The following is a 15,233-nucleotide window of genomic DNA, read 5'->3' as shown; positions in this document are numbered from 1 at the left end:
TCTTGCGGCGGAAAACTCCAAGTCTAATCCGCTGCGGGCCGGCTGGACGTGCCCGTCAGGGCCAGCACTGTGCGTGATCTGGCTGAACACGCAGCAGCGACCTTCACGCGGTCATCGGCGTGGTGCATGCTGCGGGCTGGATGTCTGCAGCACCCGGGGGAGGGCGCATGCAGGACGGGTCGAGGCGTCAAGAATGGCGTTCGCCGGCCGTTGAGGTCGGGGATGTGGAGGAATCGTTCGCGCATGAAGCCAGCCGACTGCCCAGGGAAGACCGACCGATGCCGGCGCTGAGACACGCGCTGGCCCGGCCGTTGCGTGCCATTACCTGGGGCGGCGTGGTGCTGGGCGTGCTGCTGGCGGTCGGCCTGGCCGCGATGCTGGCCAACGATTACCAGCGTCGGCTGGAAGCCGCGCAGCGGCAGAGCCGGGCGCTGGCGATAGGCAGCGAGCGCCTGCTGGCATTGGAGCTGCGCAACCTGGAGCGGGCGATGGAGGGCATCGCCGCCGATGCGGCCGAGCTGTTCCGCACAGTGCCTGCGCAGGCGCCCGCGCTGCTGGATGCCGCCATTGCCGGCGTGCTGCGCCGGCACGCCGAACTGCACAGCATTGTCGTGCTCGATACCTACGGCCGCGCCCTCACGGCCGGCAAGGGCGACCTGCAGCTGCCGCTGTGGACCGATCCGCAGCGACGCGGGCAGGGAAGTGCGCTGTACATCGGGCCGCCGCAGCGCGCCAACGACGGCGGCTGGGTGGTGCCGCTGGCGCTGCCGATGGCCGGCGATCGCTGGCTGCTGGCGCGGCTGCGCTGCGGCGAGCTTCAGCGGATCGTGGGCGGACTGGATGTGGGGCCCAGTGGCCTGGCCTCGATCAGCGACGCCGATGGCTACATGCTGGCCCGTGTCCCCGATCCGCATGGCACCGTCGGCCGCCGTTACACGCTGCCGGCACGCACGCTGCTGGGTCGGCAGGCCGTGGTTGAACTGGGCAGCATTCCCGGCGCGGTGGACCACATCCCGCGCATCTCCACCATCAGTACCCTCGAACGCAGTCCATTGGCGGTGCAGGTCGGCCTGGCCAACGAGGATGTGCTGAAGCCGTGGTGGCCGTATCTGCAGGCGGCGATCGTGATCGTGCTGGCATACGTGGCGCTGCTGCTGGTGCTGCTGTACGCGGTGCGCCGCAGCACGCACCGGCAGCAGTCGATGGCCGAAGAGCTGCATACCGGCCACGCCGAGCTGCGCCTGGCCCATCAGGTGGGGCGCGTGTGCACCTGGTATGTCGACGAAGACGCTGCGCTGCTGCGCTGGTCACCGCTGGCGCGTGAGATCTTCGGTGTGCAGACCGATGCGCTGCCGGTGGCCGAATTCTTCGCCCGCGTGCACCACGATGACAGCGCACGCATGCAGCAGGCCTTCGACCAGGCCTTCGCCGGCACCGCGGTACTCGACGAGGAATTCCGTCTGGTGTTGCCCGGCGGTGCAGTGCGCTGGGTTGCCGCGCGTGGCCAACGGGTAGCGGTAGCCGATCGGCAGCGGCGCATGATCGGCGCACTGACCGACCTCAGCGAGCGCTACCAGGCGCACGAACAGATGCGCCAGGTTGAGCGCCGCTTCCGCCTGCTGTTTGATCGCAACCCCGCACCGTTCTGGGTGTTCGATCCGGACACATTGCGCTTCATCGAGGTCAACGAGGCGGCTGTGCAGCAGTACGGCTACAGCCGCGATGAATTCCTGGCGATGAGCATCCTCGACATCCGCCCGCGCGAGGGCTGGGACGAGGTCAAGGGCGCCATCGCGCAGGTGCGCAGTGGTGAACTGCAGGACGCTGCGGTGCGCCTGCATCAGCGCAAGGATGGCAGTGTGTTCGAAGTGCGCGTGCACCTGTCGCAGCTGGATTTCGATGGCCAGCCCGCGTGCCTGGTGCTGGCCGAGGACGTCAGCGAACGCCTGGCCTACGAACGCGACCTGGCCTATCACGCGCGCCACAACCCGGCCACGGGCCTGCTCAACGTGCGCGCGCTGAGCGAACAGCTGGACGAGCAGTCCGGCGCCTACACCATCGCCTATGTACAGCTGCGCGGCCTGCAGCTGGTGGCCGATACGCTGGGCCGCGAGATCGGCGACGCCGTACTGCAGTCGATGGCCTCGCGCCTGGGCGGGCTGGGCGCACGCTTCGGCCTGCTGGCCTTCCAGCCCGCGGAGGACTTCGTGCTGGCCATCGCGCCGGAACACAACACCCAGCGCGTGCTGGACGATCTGCTGCAGATCGTCTCCGCACCGATGCGCGGCCAGGATTCGCTGCACCAGTTCGAGCCCCGCATTGGTGTGGCGGTACATGACGCCGATGCAGGCCACAGTGCGGAGCAGGCGATCGGCATGGCCGCGCAGGCGGCGCACGCGGCCCGCGCCGAAGGCAACGTCGTGGCCTGGTTCGATGCGGCGGTGACGACCCGCCTGGCTGACCGCCTGCGCTTGGCCGGTCGTATCCACGCGGCCATCGACAACGAGTTCCAGCTGTACTTCCAGCCGATCCGGCACGCCAGCGATGGCAGCCCGGCGTCACTGGAGGCCCTGCTGCGCTGGCCGCAGGCCGACGGCAGTTTCATCCCGCCCAGCGAGTTCATCCAGTTGTGCGAGGACACCGGCCTGATCCTGGCGTTGGGACGCTGGGTGATCCGCGCGGCGGCACAGGCGCAGCGGCGTCTGGTGGAAGCGGGGTGGGGCGAGCTGTCGATCGCGGTCAACGTGTCGGCGGTGCAGTTCTTCAACAGCGATCTGGTGGCCGAGTTCGCCCGCGCGCAGCAGGATTTCGGCCTGGCCCGCGGTGCACTGCACGTGGAGCTGACCGAGAGCAGCCTGATGCGCAAGCCGGCACAGGCGATGCAGACCATGCAGCGCCTGCACGAGCAGGGCATCAGCGTGTCGCTGGACGATTTCGGCACCGGCTACTCGAGCATGTCCTACCTGCAGCACCTGCCGCTGGACATCCTCAAGATCGATCGCAGCTTCGTCGCCGACGTGGAGACCAATCCGCGCAACGCGTCGATCTGCCGGGCGCTGCTGTCGCTGGGCCACAGCATGGGGCTGACGATCATCGCCGAGGGCGTGGAGACGCCGGGGCAGCTGGACTGGCTGGCCGCGCATGGCTGCGACCAGGTGCAGGGTTACCTGCTGGGTCGGCCGGCACCGCTGGAGAAGATCATCGCGCAGCTGGATGAGGTGGCCGCCTAGGCCGCGCTTCGCGCTCGCCGGGCATGGCCCGGCGCTACCGTGTCATGGGCGCGCCTCGGGTAGCGCCGGGCCATGCCCGGCGGACGTACCCTCACACCCCGGTTTCCACCAGGTAGTCGATGAAGCTGCGCACCTTCGGCGCGAGGTGGCTGCGGCTGGTGTAGACGGCGAAGATGCCGATCGGCGCGGCTTCCCATTCGGGCAGGATGCGCACCAGGCGGCCATCGGCAAGCGCTTCTTCCAACAGGAAGTCCGGCTGCAGGATCACGCCCATGCCGGCGATCGCCGCTTCGCGCAGGACGTCGCCGTTGTTGGCGCGCAGCAGGGTGGTCACTGCCACCTTCACTTCGCCGCCGGGTCCCTGCAGTGGCCAGTGGTCGCCGGCTGCCCAGTAGCTGTAGCCGAGGCAGGTATGCGTCTGCAGATCCTCGGGTGCCTGCGGTGTTCCGTGTGCGGCCAGGTAGGCCGGTGCGGCACACAGGCTGATCCGCGATTGGCCCAGGCGCCGTGCGATCAAGGTCGGGCCCGGCTCGCGGGTGATGCGGATGGCCACGTCGTAGCCCTCTTCGACCATGTCCACCAGGCGGTCGGACAGCGCCAGGTCCAGTTCGACCTGCGGGAAGCGCTCGCGGTAGCCGGCCAGCAAGGGGCCGAGGCGGGCGATGCCCCAGCTGACCGGTGCGTTGATGCGCAGCATGCCGGACGGTTCCAGCGCCTGTGCGCCGATGCTGGCCTCCAGCGCGTCGAACTCGGCCAGCAGGCGCACGCACTGCGCGTAGTAGGCGGCACCGGCGCTGGTCGGGCTGACCCGGCGGGTGGTGCGGTGGAGCAGGCGGGTGGACAGGCGTTTTTCCAGCGCGGCGACCTGGCGGGTGACCCCGGCCGTGGACATGTCCAGCGCCTGTGCGGCGGCGCTGAAGCCGTTGCGTTCGACCACCGCGACGAACACGCGCATGGCATCCAGGGTGTCCATTGTTGCGCCTTTTGAAATAAATACGGTCGATTCATCGTATTTATCAGCGAGAGGGGGCGCAATAACCTGTGCCTCGTCCCCTCCGAGGTGCCCCATGAACACTACCGCTGCTCCCCTGTCCCCGCTTGCCCCGTATGCCGCAACCCTGCTGCGGCTGGCCCTGGGCGTGCTGTTCCTGGTCCATGCGCTGACCAAGCTGCTGGTGTTCACCCCGGCCGGTATCGCTGCCTTCTTCGAATCGCTGGGCCTGCCCGGCGTCCTGGGCTACCTCACCATCGCCGTTGAGCTGACGATTTCCGCAGCGCTGCTGCTCGGCATCTACGCGCGCTGGATCGGCCTGCTCGGCGTGCCGCTGCTGCTGGGCACCATCGTGACGGTGCATGGCGCCAACGGTTTCAGCTTCGCCAACGCGGGCGGTGGCTGGGAATACCCGGCGTTCTGGGCGCTGGCCCTGGTCGTGCTGTTCCTGCTTGGCGATGGCCGCTGGACCCTGCGTTCGCGCTGATCGTCCCCGGCCCGCTGCCTGTTCCTGTCATTGGAGAAGATCATGTCCCGCCTGCCTTCGCTGTACATCTCCCACGGCTCGCCGATGACTGCCCTGCATCCAGGCCAGGTCGGCGTGCGCCTGGCCGAGCTGGCCCGCGACCTGCCGGCACCGCGTGCGATCGTCATCGCCTCGGCGCACTGGCTGGGCCGGCAGCCGCTGGTCGGCAACCATCCGCAGCCGCCCACCATCCACGATTTCGGTGGCTTTCCACGCGAATTGTTCGAGCTGCAGTACCCGGCGCCCGGTGACCCGGCGTTGGCCGAAGACGTGGCGGGCCGCATCGCCGCCGCCGGCCTGCCGGTGGCACTCGATCCGCAACGTGGCCTCGACCACGGCGCGTGGGTACCGCTGCGCCTGCTGCACCCGCAGGCCGACATTCCGGTGGTACCGGTGTCGATCCAGCCGATGCTGGGCCCGCAGCATCAGTTCGCGCTGGGCCGCGCACTGGCGCCGCTGCGCGAACAGGGCGTGCTGCTGATCGGCTCGGGCAGCATCACCCACAACCTGCACGACTGGGGCAACTACCAGGACGGCAAGGAAGCGCCCTACGTGCGTCCTTTCATCGACTGGGTGGAGCAGCGGCTGGCCGCCAATGACCGCGATGCCCTGTTCGATTACCGCCGACAGGCGCCGTTTGCGGAGCGTGCGCACCCCACCGACGAGCATCTGCTGCCGCTGTACTTCGCGATGGGCGCGGCGGGCGAGGGCGGCTTTGGTGCCAAGCGCATCGATGCCGGTATCGATGCCGGCTTCCTGGCGATGGACCTGTACCGCTTCGATGGCGCCGATCGCGCCCAGGATGCGGCGTGAACCCGCTGCTGCAACCGGTGCTGGAGCGTCCTGCACAAGGAGACGCGCAGGGCCTGGTGGTGCTGCTGCACGGGGTGGGCAGCAATGAGCAGTCGCTGGTTCCGCTGGCCTCGGCCATCGACCCGCGCCTGCACGTGCTGCTGCCGCGCGGTCCTGTGGTCTTCGGGCCACAGGCATTCGGCTGGTTCACGGTGCGCTTCGACGCGCAGGGGCCGGTGATCGATCCGGCGCAGGCCGAGACCTCGCGCCTGCTGCTGGCGGATTGGCTGGCCGGCCAACAGCAGCGGCTGGGACTGGATGCGCGGCAGACCGCGCTGGCCGGCTTCAGCCAGGGCGGCATCATGGCCGCCAGCGTCGCCCTGACCCAGCCGCAGCGAGTGACATCCTTCGCGATCCTGTGCGGGCGCATCCTGCCGGAAATCGCGCCGAGCATCCCGACCGATGTGGGCCACGCCGGGCTGGACGCCCTGGTGGTGCACGGCTACGACGACGACAAGCTGCCCTACAGCCTGGCCGAAGCCGCATCGCGCCGGTTGCAGGCGCTGGGCGTGGCCCATCAGCTGCGTGGCTACCCGGTCGGCCATGCGTTGTCCGCGGACATGCAGCGGGACACGCTGGCGTGGCTTGAGCGGCGCTTGCTGTCGCGGTCCTGACGCGCATTCAGATGGCTGGCCGCAGTGGCGGCCTGCTGTGTTAAGTTTTTTCCCGTCCCCCGGCGCACTCCGGTTTTTCCGGCCCCACGCGCCGCTCCTGTGGAAGAAGCATGCACACCATCGAAGTCGTCCTGGCGATGCTGGTGGCCGTTGTCGCCAGCGGTTACCTGGTTCGCGTCCTGCCATTCTCGTTGCCGCTGCCGCTGGTGCAGATCGGCCTCGGTGCGGTAATCGCCGGGGTATTCAACCGCGGCCACGCGCTGGAACCGGAAGTGTTCTTCCTGCTGTTCCTGCCGCCACTGTTGTTCCTCGATGGCTGGCGCATTCCCAAGCAGGGCCTGTTCCGCGACAAGGGCGCGATCCTCGAACTGGCGTTCGGGCTGGTGGTGTTCACCGTGATCGGCGCCGGCCTGCTGATCCACTGGATGATTCCGGTGATGCCGCTGGCGGTGTGCTTCGCGCTGGCGGCGATCGTGTCACCGACCGATCCGGTGGCCGTCGGTGCGATCGCTGCCAAGGCGCCGATTCCCAAGCGCTTGATGCACATCCTGGAAGGCGAGTCGCTGCTCAACGATGCTTCCGGCCTGGTCTGCTTCCGCTTCGCGGTGGCGGCGGTGATGACCGGCACCTTCTCGTTGGCGACCGCGTCGCTGACCTTCGTGTGGGTGGCGGTGGCCGGCCTGGCCGTCGGCGTGGCGGTCACCCTCGGCGTGTCCACGTTCCAGCGCTGGCTGTGGCGCCGCTTCGGCGAAGAGCCCGGCGCGGCGATGCTGGTCAACCTGCTGATCCCGTTCGCGGCGTACCTGCTGGCTGAAGAGATCAACGCCTCGGGCATCCTCGCTGCGGTCGCAGCGGGTATTTCCATGAGCTACGTGGAAATGACCGGCCGTGTCTCCGGCAGCATGCGCGTGCAGCGTGCCGGCGTCTGGAACATGCTGCAGTTCAGCTTCAACGGCATCATGTTCGTGCTGCTGGGCGAGCAGTTGCCGGGCATCGTCGAACGCGCCACCACCACCATGAACGAGAGCGGCCACCAGAGCGCGTGGTGGCTGCTGGTGTACGTGCTGGTGATCAACGCGACGCTGATCGCGCTGCGCCTGCTGTGGGTGTGGCTGTCGCTGCGCTGGAACCTGCTGCGCGCGCGACGCCGCGGCCTGGAGCATGGCGAGGCACCGAACTGGCGCATCGTGGTGGCCACCTCGGTGGCGGGCGTGCGTGGTGCGATCACCTTGGCAGGCGTGTTGACCTTGCCGCTGTTCCTGCCTGATGGCAGCCCGTTCCCGGCACGTGACCTGGTGATCTTCCTGGCGGCCGCGGTGATCCTGTGCTCGCTGGTCGGTGCCAGCGTGGCGCTGCCGCAGCTGTTGAAGGGCCTGCAGCTGCCGGCCGATTCGGGTGAGCGCAAGGAAGAGGATCTGGCCCGCAAGCTGTCCTCGAAGGCCGCGTTGGCGGGCGTGGAGCGCATGCGCCAGCAGCTGGTGCTGAACCAGAACACCGAGAACGTGCAGCTGTACAACGACGCCGCATCGCGGGTGAGCATGCTGTATCAGCGGCATCTGGACCGCGACAACCCCGACGTGGACCCGGAAAAGGTGAACCGGATGGAGGTCGGCTACCGCCAGCTGCGCAGCGCCGGCCTCAACGCCGAGCGCGAAGAACTGTTCCGGCTGACCCGTCGCGGCGTGGTGTCGGACGAGATCGCACGGCGGCTGATCCGCAACCTCGACCTGCTGGAATCGCGCAAGCGCGAGTGACCTGCCTGTTGTGTAGAGCCGAGCCCACGCTCGGACGCTGTTCCTCTGGGGCAGGGATCCTACACAGGTTCTCTAGTGCCAAGGCAGGTCTGCACTTCACCCTCTGCCCCTGTCACCGAATCACAAGGGGCATATGGCAGCCGTCCCGGACACTCAAGTGCTGCGTAGCAGCTGTGGCCTTTGCCGGCTGCGCCCTTCAGACGCAAAGATGCAGCACTGCGCCCCCAGCCTTGTTCAGCGCTGGCGGCTTGAGAGCCCAATAGTCATCTGTGGCGTGATGCGTGTTTCGCCGCGCCTGCAGTTTGTGGCGCACTTGGACAAGTGGCGTCTTGAAATGCTGGCGACATACTGCCTCTGGCATTCAGTGGTCTGGGCAAGCCAAGCGGTCGCAGATGTAAAAGCGTGCGAAACAAATCCCGTGAAGTTCAGACCGACCGCGTCAGCGAGTTGCGCTACGGGAGCGGGTTTGTAGCTAAGCCCGCTATCCGGTGTGAAAGTCCACGTGAACGGAAAAGTTTCTTGCCGGATGAGGTTTGTTTCAAATAATGAAGAGATGAGCCTCCTTCGAACATTGCCGGTGATAGCGTTCTTCTCAACGAAAACTCTGGATGAGGAGATATGGGCTCGGGCGCTAGTGGGGGGACTCTGTACTTTTGTCCTCCGCCATCGCGCTGGAATGTTCAAGGGACGATGTGTGGGGGGCTCACAATATTCGTGTTGAAATCCCTGGTCCTCTGCTTGGGTATGAGCTGAGGAAGTCAAGCTCAACATGCGCAGGGCATGGGCCGGTTTGTCTATCGACGCTTCAGTTGGTGGCGCTTCGTATGAACGTTACCGCTGGCGAATTCAAACTGAAATCGGAATCGCCTCCTGAGTACTCGGGTAGAGAGATGTTGCTTCGGTCTTCTCGCGCTTGCAGCGACATTGCGAGGAGCGTCTACGAGATAGCCAAGGCTGCAGGGATTTCGCCCAAGGCCAGGTCGAGAATCGCCTGTGGGCAGCAGGTCGGCGAATCCAGTGCATATAGGTTGGGTGTAATCCCAACAAAGCCAGAGCAGTATTGTTTTGCAATGCTCAAGGCTTTCGATGCCGAAGCGAATGATCAGAAGAATTCTGCCCAATGGTTAATAGATTACGTCAGAGGCACCGGAATTCCATTGGGGTCATATGTGCCATATGGGGTCATCGAGCTGGTGGATTCAAAGAATTCAATCGGGGAAAATGGCGTGCGGTTACTGAAGACGCCAGCTGCGCCCGATGGTGGATTCAGGCAAACGAGAACATGTGTGGTATCCCATGAAAACATGCAACGCAATGATGGTTCTTCTGACGCTATCCTTGGTCCTTGCTGGATGCTCTGGTACCGAACAAGCGAGCAGTACAGTACGGGAGGGCCAGGATTCAGCGTCTGACGCGAGCAACCTCGAAGGTTCTGATTCGAGGCGATCTCCTGTCGGCGTTCACTCGCGTCCTGTTGCGGATCTATCCGCTCTCATCTGTACGGGAGAATGTGCTGATCTCGGGCCTTTGGAGGCGTCCTCTGAGGCCGAAGCACTATGGATGGTCAAGCATCGCTACCCCAGCAAGCAGGAACTCCAGCGTTTGGCTGCCATGAGCATCACTCAATTGCAGCAGGAGGCCGCCGCTGGGAACTCAGCAGCTGCTGTAATGCTTGGTAAGAGAATTGCTCTGGAGAGGAATTTCGTGGAGGGGCAAGTGATTCTGAGGGAGCAGATGCTCAGTGGAAACATGTTTGCCTTCTATGCAATCTCGGAATCGTTTCGAGAAGCGCAGGACCGGAATCTGGTCGAAGGCGCCGCTTATCTACGTCTCGCTTACATCCTTGGAGACCGCAAAGCAGCTGATGAGATAGCGAAGATGAGACTGAGTTCAGCGGAAATATCTGCTGCGGATACGAGAGCTCTCCAGCTTTACCCTGGTTTTGCTGAAGATCAGGTGCCCGATCCTCGGCCACGTTGAAGTCGGTCCAAAAGCATTCCTCCATAGGATTCGGGTTCTTGGCGCCCAAGAGAGCAGTGGCGTTTTGGCCCGGCTTTGGGGAGTGTGGCTTGGCGGAGATTCAGGGGGAGTTGTTTTCGCTACGTTAGATCGAATCTGCTTGCAGACACGGAAAGGGGCCGGTCATCCGATCGGCCCCTCCGATTGTCCGCAGGGCAGGCATGAAGCAGAGGGCGCTCAGGCTTCCGGCTTCTGTTCCAGGAAATACGCCTCGACCTTGCCCTTGACCTTGATGGTCATCGGGTTGCCGCGACGGTCGCGGGCCTTGCCGGCCTGCACGCGGATCCAGCCTTCGCTGACCGAGTATTCCTCGACGTTGTCGCGCTCGACGTCGTTGAAGCGCACGCCGACGCCACGCTCCAGGGCCTGCGCATCGTGGAAGGGGCTGGCCGGGTTGATCGCCAGGTGGTCGGGAGGGGTATCGCTCATCGCTTCATTCACAGTGACGGCCACCACGGCCGGCTTCAGCGGTACAGGATAAACCGTAGAATGCCCACCTGCTCCCGAGGATGTTCCGCCATGCCTGACAACAGCGACTATTTCGACTTCGAGGAAGACGCCCACGATTTCGACGAGGACGACTTCGAGGCGCGGGTCTGGAACCTGCTCGTGCTGATCAATCCGGGCGACGAAGAGCTGGCCCTGCAGCAGTTCAACCGCTGGCGCGAGCATCTGTCCGAGGACGGCCAGCCGCTGGAAGCCGACAGCGATTGGCTGCCGGCGCTGTTCACCGCCATCGCCTGGCAGTCCGGCTTCGAGGTCGAGCGGGATGACTTCGATTCGCTGCAGTCGGCGGTGAACGAGCTGGCGGCGCGCTTCAACCTGCAGCTGGACTGGGGTGGCGACCTGGACGATGAGGACTTCGCCGCAGACCTGGACGGCGTGCAGCTGATGAGCACCGCCTTCGACCGCCTGCGCGAGCACAACTACACGCTGTGGAGCGTGGATGCCGGCAACGAGGGCTTCAGTGGCTGGATGGCGCTGACCCGCGATGACGACGCCCTGCTGGCGCTGTGCTCGCTGCTGAACGTGGAAGTGCGGCTGGGCAGCGACCCGTTCTGAGATTCACCGGTAGCGCCGGGCCATGCCCGGCGGCTTCTCGCCGCGCTGGATGAATCGTGTCCAATGTGTCGCGGCAGGTTCCGCGCGCATTGCGATGCGTTCATGCCAATCGCGCCCTCGTGTTCCTTGGGCGCGCCTACGGCCGGTACTGCGCCCTGGCATTCGCGATCACCGCTTTCACCTGCACGCGATTCACGTGCCGGGAAATGGCCACTGCGCCCAGCGCGAGCGCCTGCGCACGCAGCTCGGCGGTGACATCGTAATGTGCCCCGCTGGCCTTGTTCTGGAAGGCGCGTGGGGGAATGCCGAGCTGCGCCGCCATCGCGTGCAGCTCGGCCAGGGTATCGGCCATCAGGTGCGCCCAGCGCTGACCGCGCCAGGGATGCACCGCGTCATCGACGTAGACCGACACCGCCGCCGCCGGATCAGGCCTGCGGCTTGCCGTCGGCGTCGGCGGCCGTAGCGGCCTCGGCGTCGGCAGCGCCTTCGGCGCCGGCAGTGTCCGCAGCTGCTTCATCGGCAGCTTCGCCTTCAGCGGCTGCGTCTTCAGCCTGCTCGCTGGCGAACTCGGCCACCAGCTTGTCCAGGTACTCTTCGGCGGTCTGGCCTGCTTCTTCGGCCAGCGTGTCGAGCAGCTTCTGCATCAGCTCGGAATATTCCAGGGTGACCTTGCGGCCTTCGGCTTCCTGCACGTTGGACAGGTGCTTGAGCATGGCCAGCATCGGCACCGGGTTGTCGGCGTTGCCCATGGTCTGGCCACCGATGGCCAGCAGCCACTCGCGGCCCTGCAGGCCGATGGCGGCCACGGCCTGGCCGTCCTCGTTGACCAGCACGGCATGGTTCTGCACCTGCTGCTGGGCGTTCAGACGGAGGAACGGACGCTTGGCCTGGTGCTTCTTGCGCTTGTCGCGCTTGGCCTTGGAGGACTGGGACATGGGGTGGGATCACCTGAAATCGGAAAGACCGCCATTGTACTGGGTGCCGCGCTGCGCGCTCGCCGGGCATGGCCCGGCGCTACCTTTGGGCGTTGGGACCCGGTAGCGCCGGGCCATGCCCGGCGGAAACCGCTCAGGGGTCAGAGCCCTTTCCTGCAGAAAGGGATCCGACCCCGGCCTGCCCCTGCGCAGCCTGCACGTCCGGATCCACGGTGGTCGCCGACAGGCCCACCTGCGGGCCGGCGCCGGCCAGTGCGGCCTCTTCGGCGGCCTTGGTCATCACCACGATGCTGATGCGGCGGTTGATCGGATTCTGCGGGTCGGTCCTGTCGAACAGCACCGACGAAGACAGGCCGACCACGCGGGTGATCTTGCTGTCGTCCATGCCGCCATCGATCAGCGCGCGGCGCGCGGCATTGGCGCGGTCGGCGCTCAGTTCCCAGTTGCCGTAGCCGCGTGCGGCCGAATAGGCGGTGATGTCGGTGTGGCCGGTCAGACTGATCCGGTTCGGCACGTGGTTCAGGTACTCGGCCAGTTCGTGCAGGATCTGCTGTGTGTACGGCTTCAGGGTGGCACTGCCGAGGTCGAACATCGGCCGGTTCTGTTTGTCCACGATCTGGATGCGCAGGCCTTCCGGGGTCAGGTCCAGCAGCAACTGGTCCTTGAACGGTTCCAGCGCCTGGCTGCGGCTGATCGCCTCCTGCAGCTCCTTCATCAGCGCTTCCAGCTGTTGCTTGTCGCGCTGCTGTTCGTCCACCGGCTGCGGAATCGCCTTCTGCTGGTTCTGGAAGGGATCGTTGCTGTTGCCGCGCGAGACGTCGGTGGCGCCGCCCAGCTTGATCATCGAGGTGCTGGCGCCGCCCGGCCCGGCCATGCCCGGCGCCGGCGTCGCGCTGGAGCCGACCAGCGGGCTGGGGTTGCGGAAGTACTCGGAAATGGCCGCGCGCTCGGGCTTGCTGGTGCTGGCCATCAGCCACAGCACCAGGAAGAAGGCCATCATCGCGGTCACGAAGTCGGCATAGGCCACCTTCCACGAGCCGCCGTGGTGCGCGGCGTGGCCGGCCTTCTTGACCCGGCGGACGATGACGGTGGGCTTGGTCTCGGCCATGGCTTACTTGACCGTCTTCAGGTGCTGCTCGAAGTCGGAGAACGCCGGGCGCACGTTGGACGGCAGCGTCTTGCGGGCGAACTCCAGCGCGATCTTCGGGTTGTAGCCGCGCAGGCAGGCCAGCAGGGCGGTCTTCACCGACTCATAGATGCGGCTGTCCTGCTCGGCACGGGCTTCCATGGCCGAGGCCATCGGGCCGACGAAGCCATAGCCAAGCAGGATGCCGAGGAAGGTGCCGACCAGCGCGCCGGCCACATGGCCACCCACTTCAACGATGTCGCCGCCGATCGAGCCCATGGTGATGACGATGCCCAGCACCGCCGCGACGATGCCGAAACCGGGCAGGCCGTCGGCGACCTTGGTCAGTACCTGCGACGGTGCCATCGCCTCGGCGTGGTGCTTTTCCAGCTCCAGCTCCAGCAGCGGCTCCAGCTCGTGCGGCTCGATGTTGCTGCCGATCATCAGGCGCAGGCAGTCGGTGATGAAGTCGATCAGGTGGTGGTCGGCCTGCACCTTCGGGTAGTTGCCGAACAGGGCGCTTTCGGCCGGGCGCTCGACGTGGTCTTCCAGCGCCATGAAGCCTTCACGGCGAGCCTTGTTGAGCAGTTCGTACACCAGGCTGAGGACATCGATGTAGTCCTGCTGCTTGTAGCGCGGGCCCTTGAACACGCCGACCATGGCCTGCAGCGTCTGCTTGACCGTCTTGGCCGGGGTGCCGACCAGGAACGCACCCAGCGCGGCACCGCCGATGATGACCAGTTCGTAAGGCTGCCACAGCGCCCCAAGGCGGCCGTGTGCGCCGAGGTAGCCGCCCAGCACGCTGATGATGACGACCAGGAATCCAACGATGATGAGCATGGCGCGACGCAAGGAGGGGGGATATCTCCTTGTCGGCCTGACACCGGTGTTTCTGAAGAGGGAATTCTGTGAAGTCGGTCAGCGGGCCATTTCGGCGCGTGTCAGCCCGCCACGCCGGCTTCCGCGCCGCCACGCTGCAGCGGATCGGGCCACGGCTCGCCGTTGCCGGTGAATGAAAGTGAGACCGAGTTCAGGCAGTGGCGCTCGTAAGTGGGCGGCGGACCGTCCGGGAATACGTGGCCCAGATGGCTGCCACAGCGGGCGCAGGTGATCTCGGTGCGCACCATGCCATGGCTGCTGTCGCGGATCTCGCGCACGTGTGCCGGGTCGAACGGCGCGAAGAAACTGGGCCAGCCGGTGCCCGAATCGAACTTGGTGCTGGAGCGGAACAGCGGCAGCGCGCACAGCCGGCAGCAGTAGACGCCCTCACGCTTGTTGTCGAGGAACACCCCGCAGAAGGGCGCCTCGGTGCCGTGCTGCAGCAGCACGCGGCGCTCTTCGGCGCTGAGCCCGGCGACCAGGGCCTCGGTCTGCGTGGCGGTGGGGGGCGTCAGATCGAAAGCGCTCATGCCGGCTCTCCGTGGGGTTGTGGCCTGGGATGCCGCAGACGTGGGGGTGTCGGCACGCGCTTGCAAGTGTGATGGCCGTTCATGGCCGGCACACAGGGGCAGGCGCAGGGTGAATGTGGTCCACCCTGGAGCGCGCCATGAAACCCCGCCTTGTCCTGCTGTTGTCGGCCCTGCTGCCTCTGCTCGCCCAGGCGCAGGTTCCCACCGGCAATCCGACCGCCACCCGCAGCAGCTCGACGCTGGCACCGCCGCCTGTCGCCCCGACACCGCAGGCATCGCGCCCGCAGCCGCAGGTGCTGCCCTCGCCGCAGCCGGCCCAGCCGATCCGCTCGACCGGCCCCGCCCAGGTGACCCCCACGCCCGCACCAGCACTGCCGGACAAGGTCTACGACCGCAACGGCCGCATCGTTCCCGGCGTCAAACCGGTCGGCCCCAACCGCGTATTCGACTCGCGCACCGGCCGCTACTACGACAGCGTACCCACCGGCGACGGCCAGCAGATCAAGCGCTGACCCCAGCGCCCCAAACCGATCGCGTACCCATAGAGAGCGCAGCGACCCGCTGTCGCTCTTTTTTCTTTTTCTTTTCCGTGGCTGGTGCCCGCATGAACCTGTCCAAGGCCGGGCGGGTGGGCTGTGCAGGGGCGTAAGCGCCATGGATGGCGCGACCGAGCTTACAGGGACGTACTTGCAGCGCCCCCTGCACAGCCCACCCT

15 protein-coding genes are annotated in these 15,233 nt (G+C 66.2%); 8 read left to right on the top strand and 7 right to left on the bottom strand.

Going from position 1 to position 15,233, the window contains the following annotated elements; genetic code table 11:
• The first annotated feature begins 167 nt into the window (after positions 1-167).
• The gene (locus tag GIW57_RS20135) at positions 168-3,230 is read left to right on the top strand and encodes an EAL domain-containing protein (protein WP_236512501.1); all 3,063 of its coding nucleotides are present in this window, start codon (positions 168-170) and stop codon (positions 3,228-3,230) included.
• Between the two features lie 91 nt (positions 3,231-3,321).
• Here GIW57_RS20135 and GIW57_RS20130 read toward each other — a convergent pair whose 3' ends face one another.
• On the bottom strand, positions 3,322-4,203 hold the full coding sequence (locus GIW57_RS20130; RefSeq protein ID WP_100462772.1) for a LysR family transcriptional regulator: 882 nt from the start codon (positions 4,201-4,203) through the stop codon (positions 3,322-3,324).
• Between the two features lie 94 nt (positions 4,204-4,297).
• On the opposite strand from GIW57_RS20130, the gene GIW57_RS20125 reads away from it, so the two are divergent.
• The 5 genes from GIW57_RS20125 (at position 4,298) to GIW57_RS20105 (ending at position 9,947) form a co-directional block, all read left to right on the top strand.
• Positions 4,298-4,708, top strand: a complete 411-nt coding sequence (locus tag GIW57_RS20125) for a DoxX family protein (RefSeq protein ID WP_236512499.1) — start codon at positions 4,298-4,300, stop codon at positions 4,706-4,708.
• A gap of 42 nt (positions 4,709-4,750) precedes the next feature.
• The gene (locus GIW57_RS20120; RefSeq protein ID WP_100462774.1) at positions 4,751-5,560 is read left to right on the top strand and encodes a class III extradiol ring-cleavage dioxygenase; all 810 of its coding nucleotides are present in this window, start codon (positions 4,751-4,753) and stop codon (positions 5,558-5,560) included.
• Positions 5,557-6,213, top strand: coding sequence for an alpha/beta fold hydrolase (locus GIW57_RS20115; RefSeq protein ID WP_236512496.1), 657 nt, complete (start codon positions 5,557-5,559; stop codon positions 6,211-6,213). The genes GIW57_RS20120 and GIW57_RS20115 overlap by 4 nt, the downstream gene beginning before the upstream one ends.
• 110 nt (positions 6,214-6,323) lie before the next feature.
• Complete coding sequence (locus tag GIW57_RS20110; protein ID WP_100462776.1) at positions 6,324-7,967, top strand: Na+/H+ antiporter; 1,644 nt, start codon at positions 6,324-6,326, stop codon at positions 7,965-7,967.
• 1,560 nt (positions 7,968-9,527) lie between these two features.
• A complete protein-coding gene (locus GIW57_RS20105; RefSeq protein WP_236512494.1) occupies positions 9,528-9,947 on the top strand; it encodes a hypothetical protein in 420 nt (139 codons plus the stop codon).
• 216 nt (positions 9,948-10,163) lie between these two features.
• Here the strand turns inward: GIW57_RS20105 and GIW57_RS20100 are convergent, their stop codons facing one another.
• Positions 10,164-10,415: a DUF3297 family protein gene (locus GIW57_RS20100; protein WP_049466119.1), complete on the bottom strand. Its 252-nt coding sequence runs from the start codon at positions 10,413-10,415 to the stop codon at positions 10,164-10,166.
• Positions 10,416-10,505: 90 nt separating this feature from the next.
• On the opposite strand from GIW57_RS20100, the gene GIW57_RS20095 reads away from it, so the two are divergent.
• Complete coding sequence (locus tag GIW57_RS20095; protein WP_100462777.1) at positions 10,506-11,048, top strand: hypothetical protein; 543 nt, start codon at positions 10,506-10,508, stop codon at positions 11,046-11,048.
• Between the two features lie 136 nt (positions 11,049-11,184).
• Here GIW57_RS20095 and GIW57_RS20090 read toward each other — a convergent pair whose 3' ends face one another.
• From GIW57_RS20090 to msrB, 5 genes are all read right to left on the bottom strand, one after another.
• Positions 11,185-11,460, bottom strand: a complete 276-nt coding sequence (locus GIW57_RS20090) for a DUF4031 domain-containing protein (protein WP_100462778.1) — start codon at positions 11,458-11,460, stop codon at positions 11,185-11,187.
• Positions 11,461-11,473: 13 nt separating this feature from the next.
• The gene (locus tag GIW57_RS20085) at positions 11,474-11,983 is read right to left on the bottom strand and encodes a hypothetical protein (RefSeq protein ID WP_236512492.1); all 510 of its coding nucleotides are present in this window, start codon (positions 11,981-11,983) and stop codon (positions 11,474-11,476) included.
• A gap of 133 nt (positions 11,984-12,116) precedes the next feature.
• Positions 12,117-13,091 carry a flagellar motor protein MotB gene (gene motB / locus GIW57_RS20080; protein ID WP_100462780.1) on the bottom strand — a complete coding sequence of 325 codons (975 nt, stop codon included), beginning with the start codon at positions 13,089-13,091 and terminating at the stop codon, positions 12,117-12,119.
• A 3-nt stretch (positions 13,092-13,094) separates the two neighbouring features.
• A complete protein-coding gene (motA, locus tag GIW57_RS20075; protein WP_012509934.1) occupies positions 13,095-13,949 on the bottom strand; it encodes a flagellar motor stator protein MotA in 855 nt (284 codons plus the stop codon).
• Positions 13,950-14,050: 101 nt separating this feature from the next.
• Complete coding sequence (msrB, locus tag GIW57_RS20070) at positions 14,051-14,518, bottom strand: peptide-methionine (R)-S-oxide reductase MsrB (RefSeq protein WP_089238439.1); 468 nt, start codon at positions 14,516-14,518, stop codon at positions 14,051-14,053.
• A 137-nt stretch (positions 14,519-14,655) separates the two neighbouring features.
• Here msrB and GIW57_RS20065 point away from each other — a divergent pair, with 137 nt between their 5' ends.
• Positions 14,656-15,030: a classical arabinogalactan protein 4 gene (locus tag GIW57_RS20065; protein WP_100462781.1), complete on the top strand. Its 375-nt coding sequence runs from the start codon at positions 14,656-14,658 to the stop codon at positions 15,028-15,030.
• Positions 15,031-15,233 lie beyond the last annotated feature (203 nt).

It is taken from the genome of Stenotrophomonas sp. PA-6-5C (assembly GCF_021605635.1).
Lineage (GTDB): Bacteria > Pseudomonadota > Gammaproteobacteria > Xanthomonadales > Xanthomonadaceae > Stenotrophomonas > Stenotrophomonas lactitubi.
This window is presented reverse-complemented; position numbering and strand designations above follow the sequence as displayed.

What these genes read in the sequence shown, in the direction of transcription:
- GIW57_RS20095 (WP_100462777.1), top strand. Translation starts at nt 10,506, where the DNA reads ATGCCTGACAACAGCGACTATTTCGACTTCGAGGAAGACGCCCACGAT.
- GIW57_RS20135 (WP_236512501.1), top strand. Translation starts at nt 168, where the DNA reads ATGCAGGACGGGTCGAGGCGTCAAGAATGGCGTTCGCCGGCCGTTGAG.
- msrB (WP_089238439.1), bottom strand. Translation starts at nt 14,518, where the DNA reads ATGAGCGCTTTCGATCTGACGCCCCCCACCGCCACGCAGACCGAGGCC.
- GIW57_RS20100 (WP_049466119.1), bottom strand. Translation starts at nt 10,415, where the DNA reads ATGAGCGATACCCCTCCCGACCACCTGGCGATCAACCCGGCCAGCCCC.
- GIW57_RS20120 (WP_100462774.1), top strand. Translation starts at nt 4,751, where the DNA reads ATGTCCCGCCTGCCTTCGCTGTACATCTCCCACGGCTCGCCGATGACT.
- GIW57_RS20130 (WP_100462772.1), bottom strand. Translation starts at nt 4,203, where the DNA reads ATGGACACCCTGGATGCCATGCGCGTGTTCGTCGCGGTGGTCGAACGC.
- GIW57_RS20065 (WP_100462781.1), top strand. Translation starts at nt 14,656, where the DNA reads ATGAAACCCCGCCTTGTCCTGCTGTTGTCGGCCCTGCTGCCTCTGCTC.
- motB (WP_100462780.1), bottom strand. Translation starts at nt 13,091, where the DNA reads ATGGCCGAGACCAAGCCCACCGTCATCGTCCGCCGGGTCAAGAAGGCC.
- GIW57_RS20085 (WP_236512492.1), bottom strand. Translation starts at nt 11,983, where the DNA reads ATGTCCCAGTCCTCCAAGGCCAAGCGCGACAAGCGCAAGAAGCACCAG.
- GIW57_RS20105 (WP_236512494.1), top strand. Translation starts at nt 9,528, where the DNA reads ATGGTCAAGCATCGCTACCCCAGCAAGCAGGAACTCCAGCGTTTGGCT.
- motA (WP_012509934.1), bottom strand. Translation starts at nt 13,949, where the DNA reads ATGCTCATCATCGTTGGATTCCTGGTCGTCATCATCAGCGTGCTGGGC.
- GIW57_RS20125 (WP_236512499.1), top strand. Translation starts at nt 4,298, where the DNA reads ATGAACACTACCGCTGCTCCCCTGTCCCCGCTTGCCCCGTATGCCGCA.
- GIW57_RS20110 (WP_100462776.1), top strand. Translation starts at nt 6,324, where the DNA reads ATGCACACCATCGAAGTCGTCCTGGCGATGCTGGTGGCCGTTGTCGCC.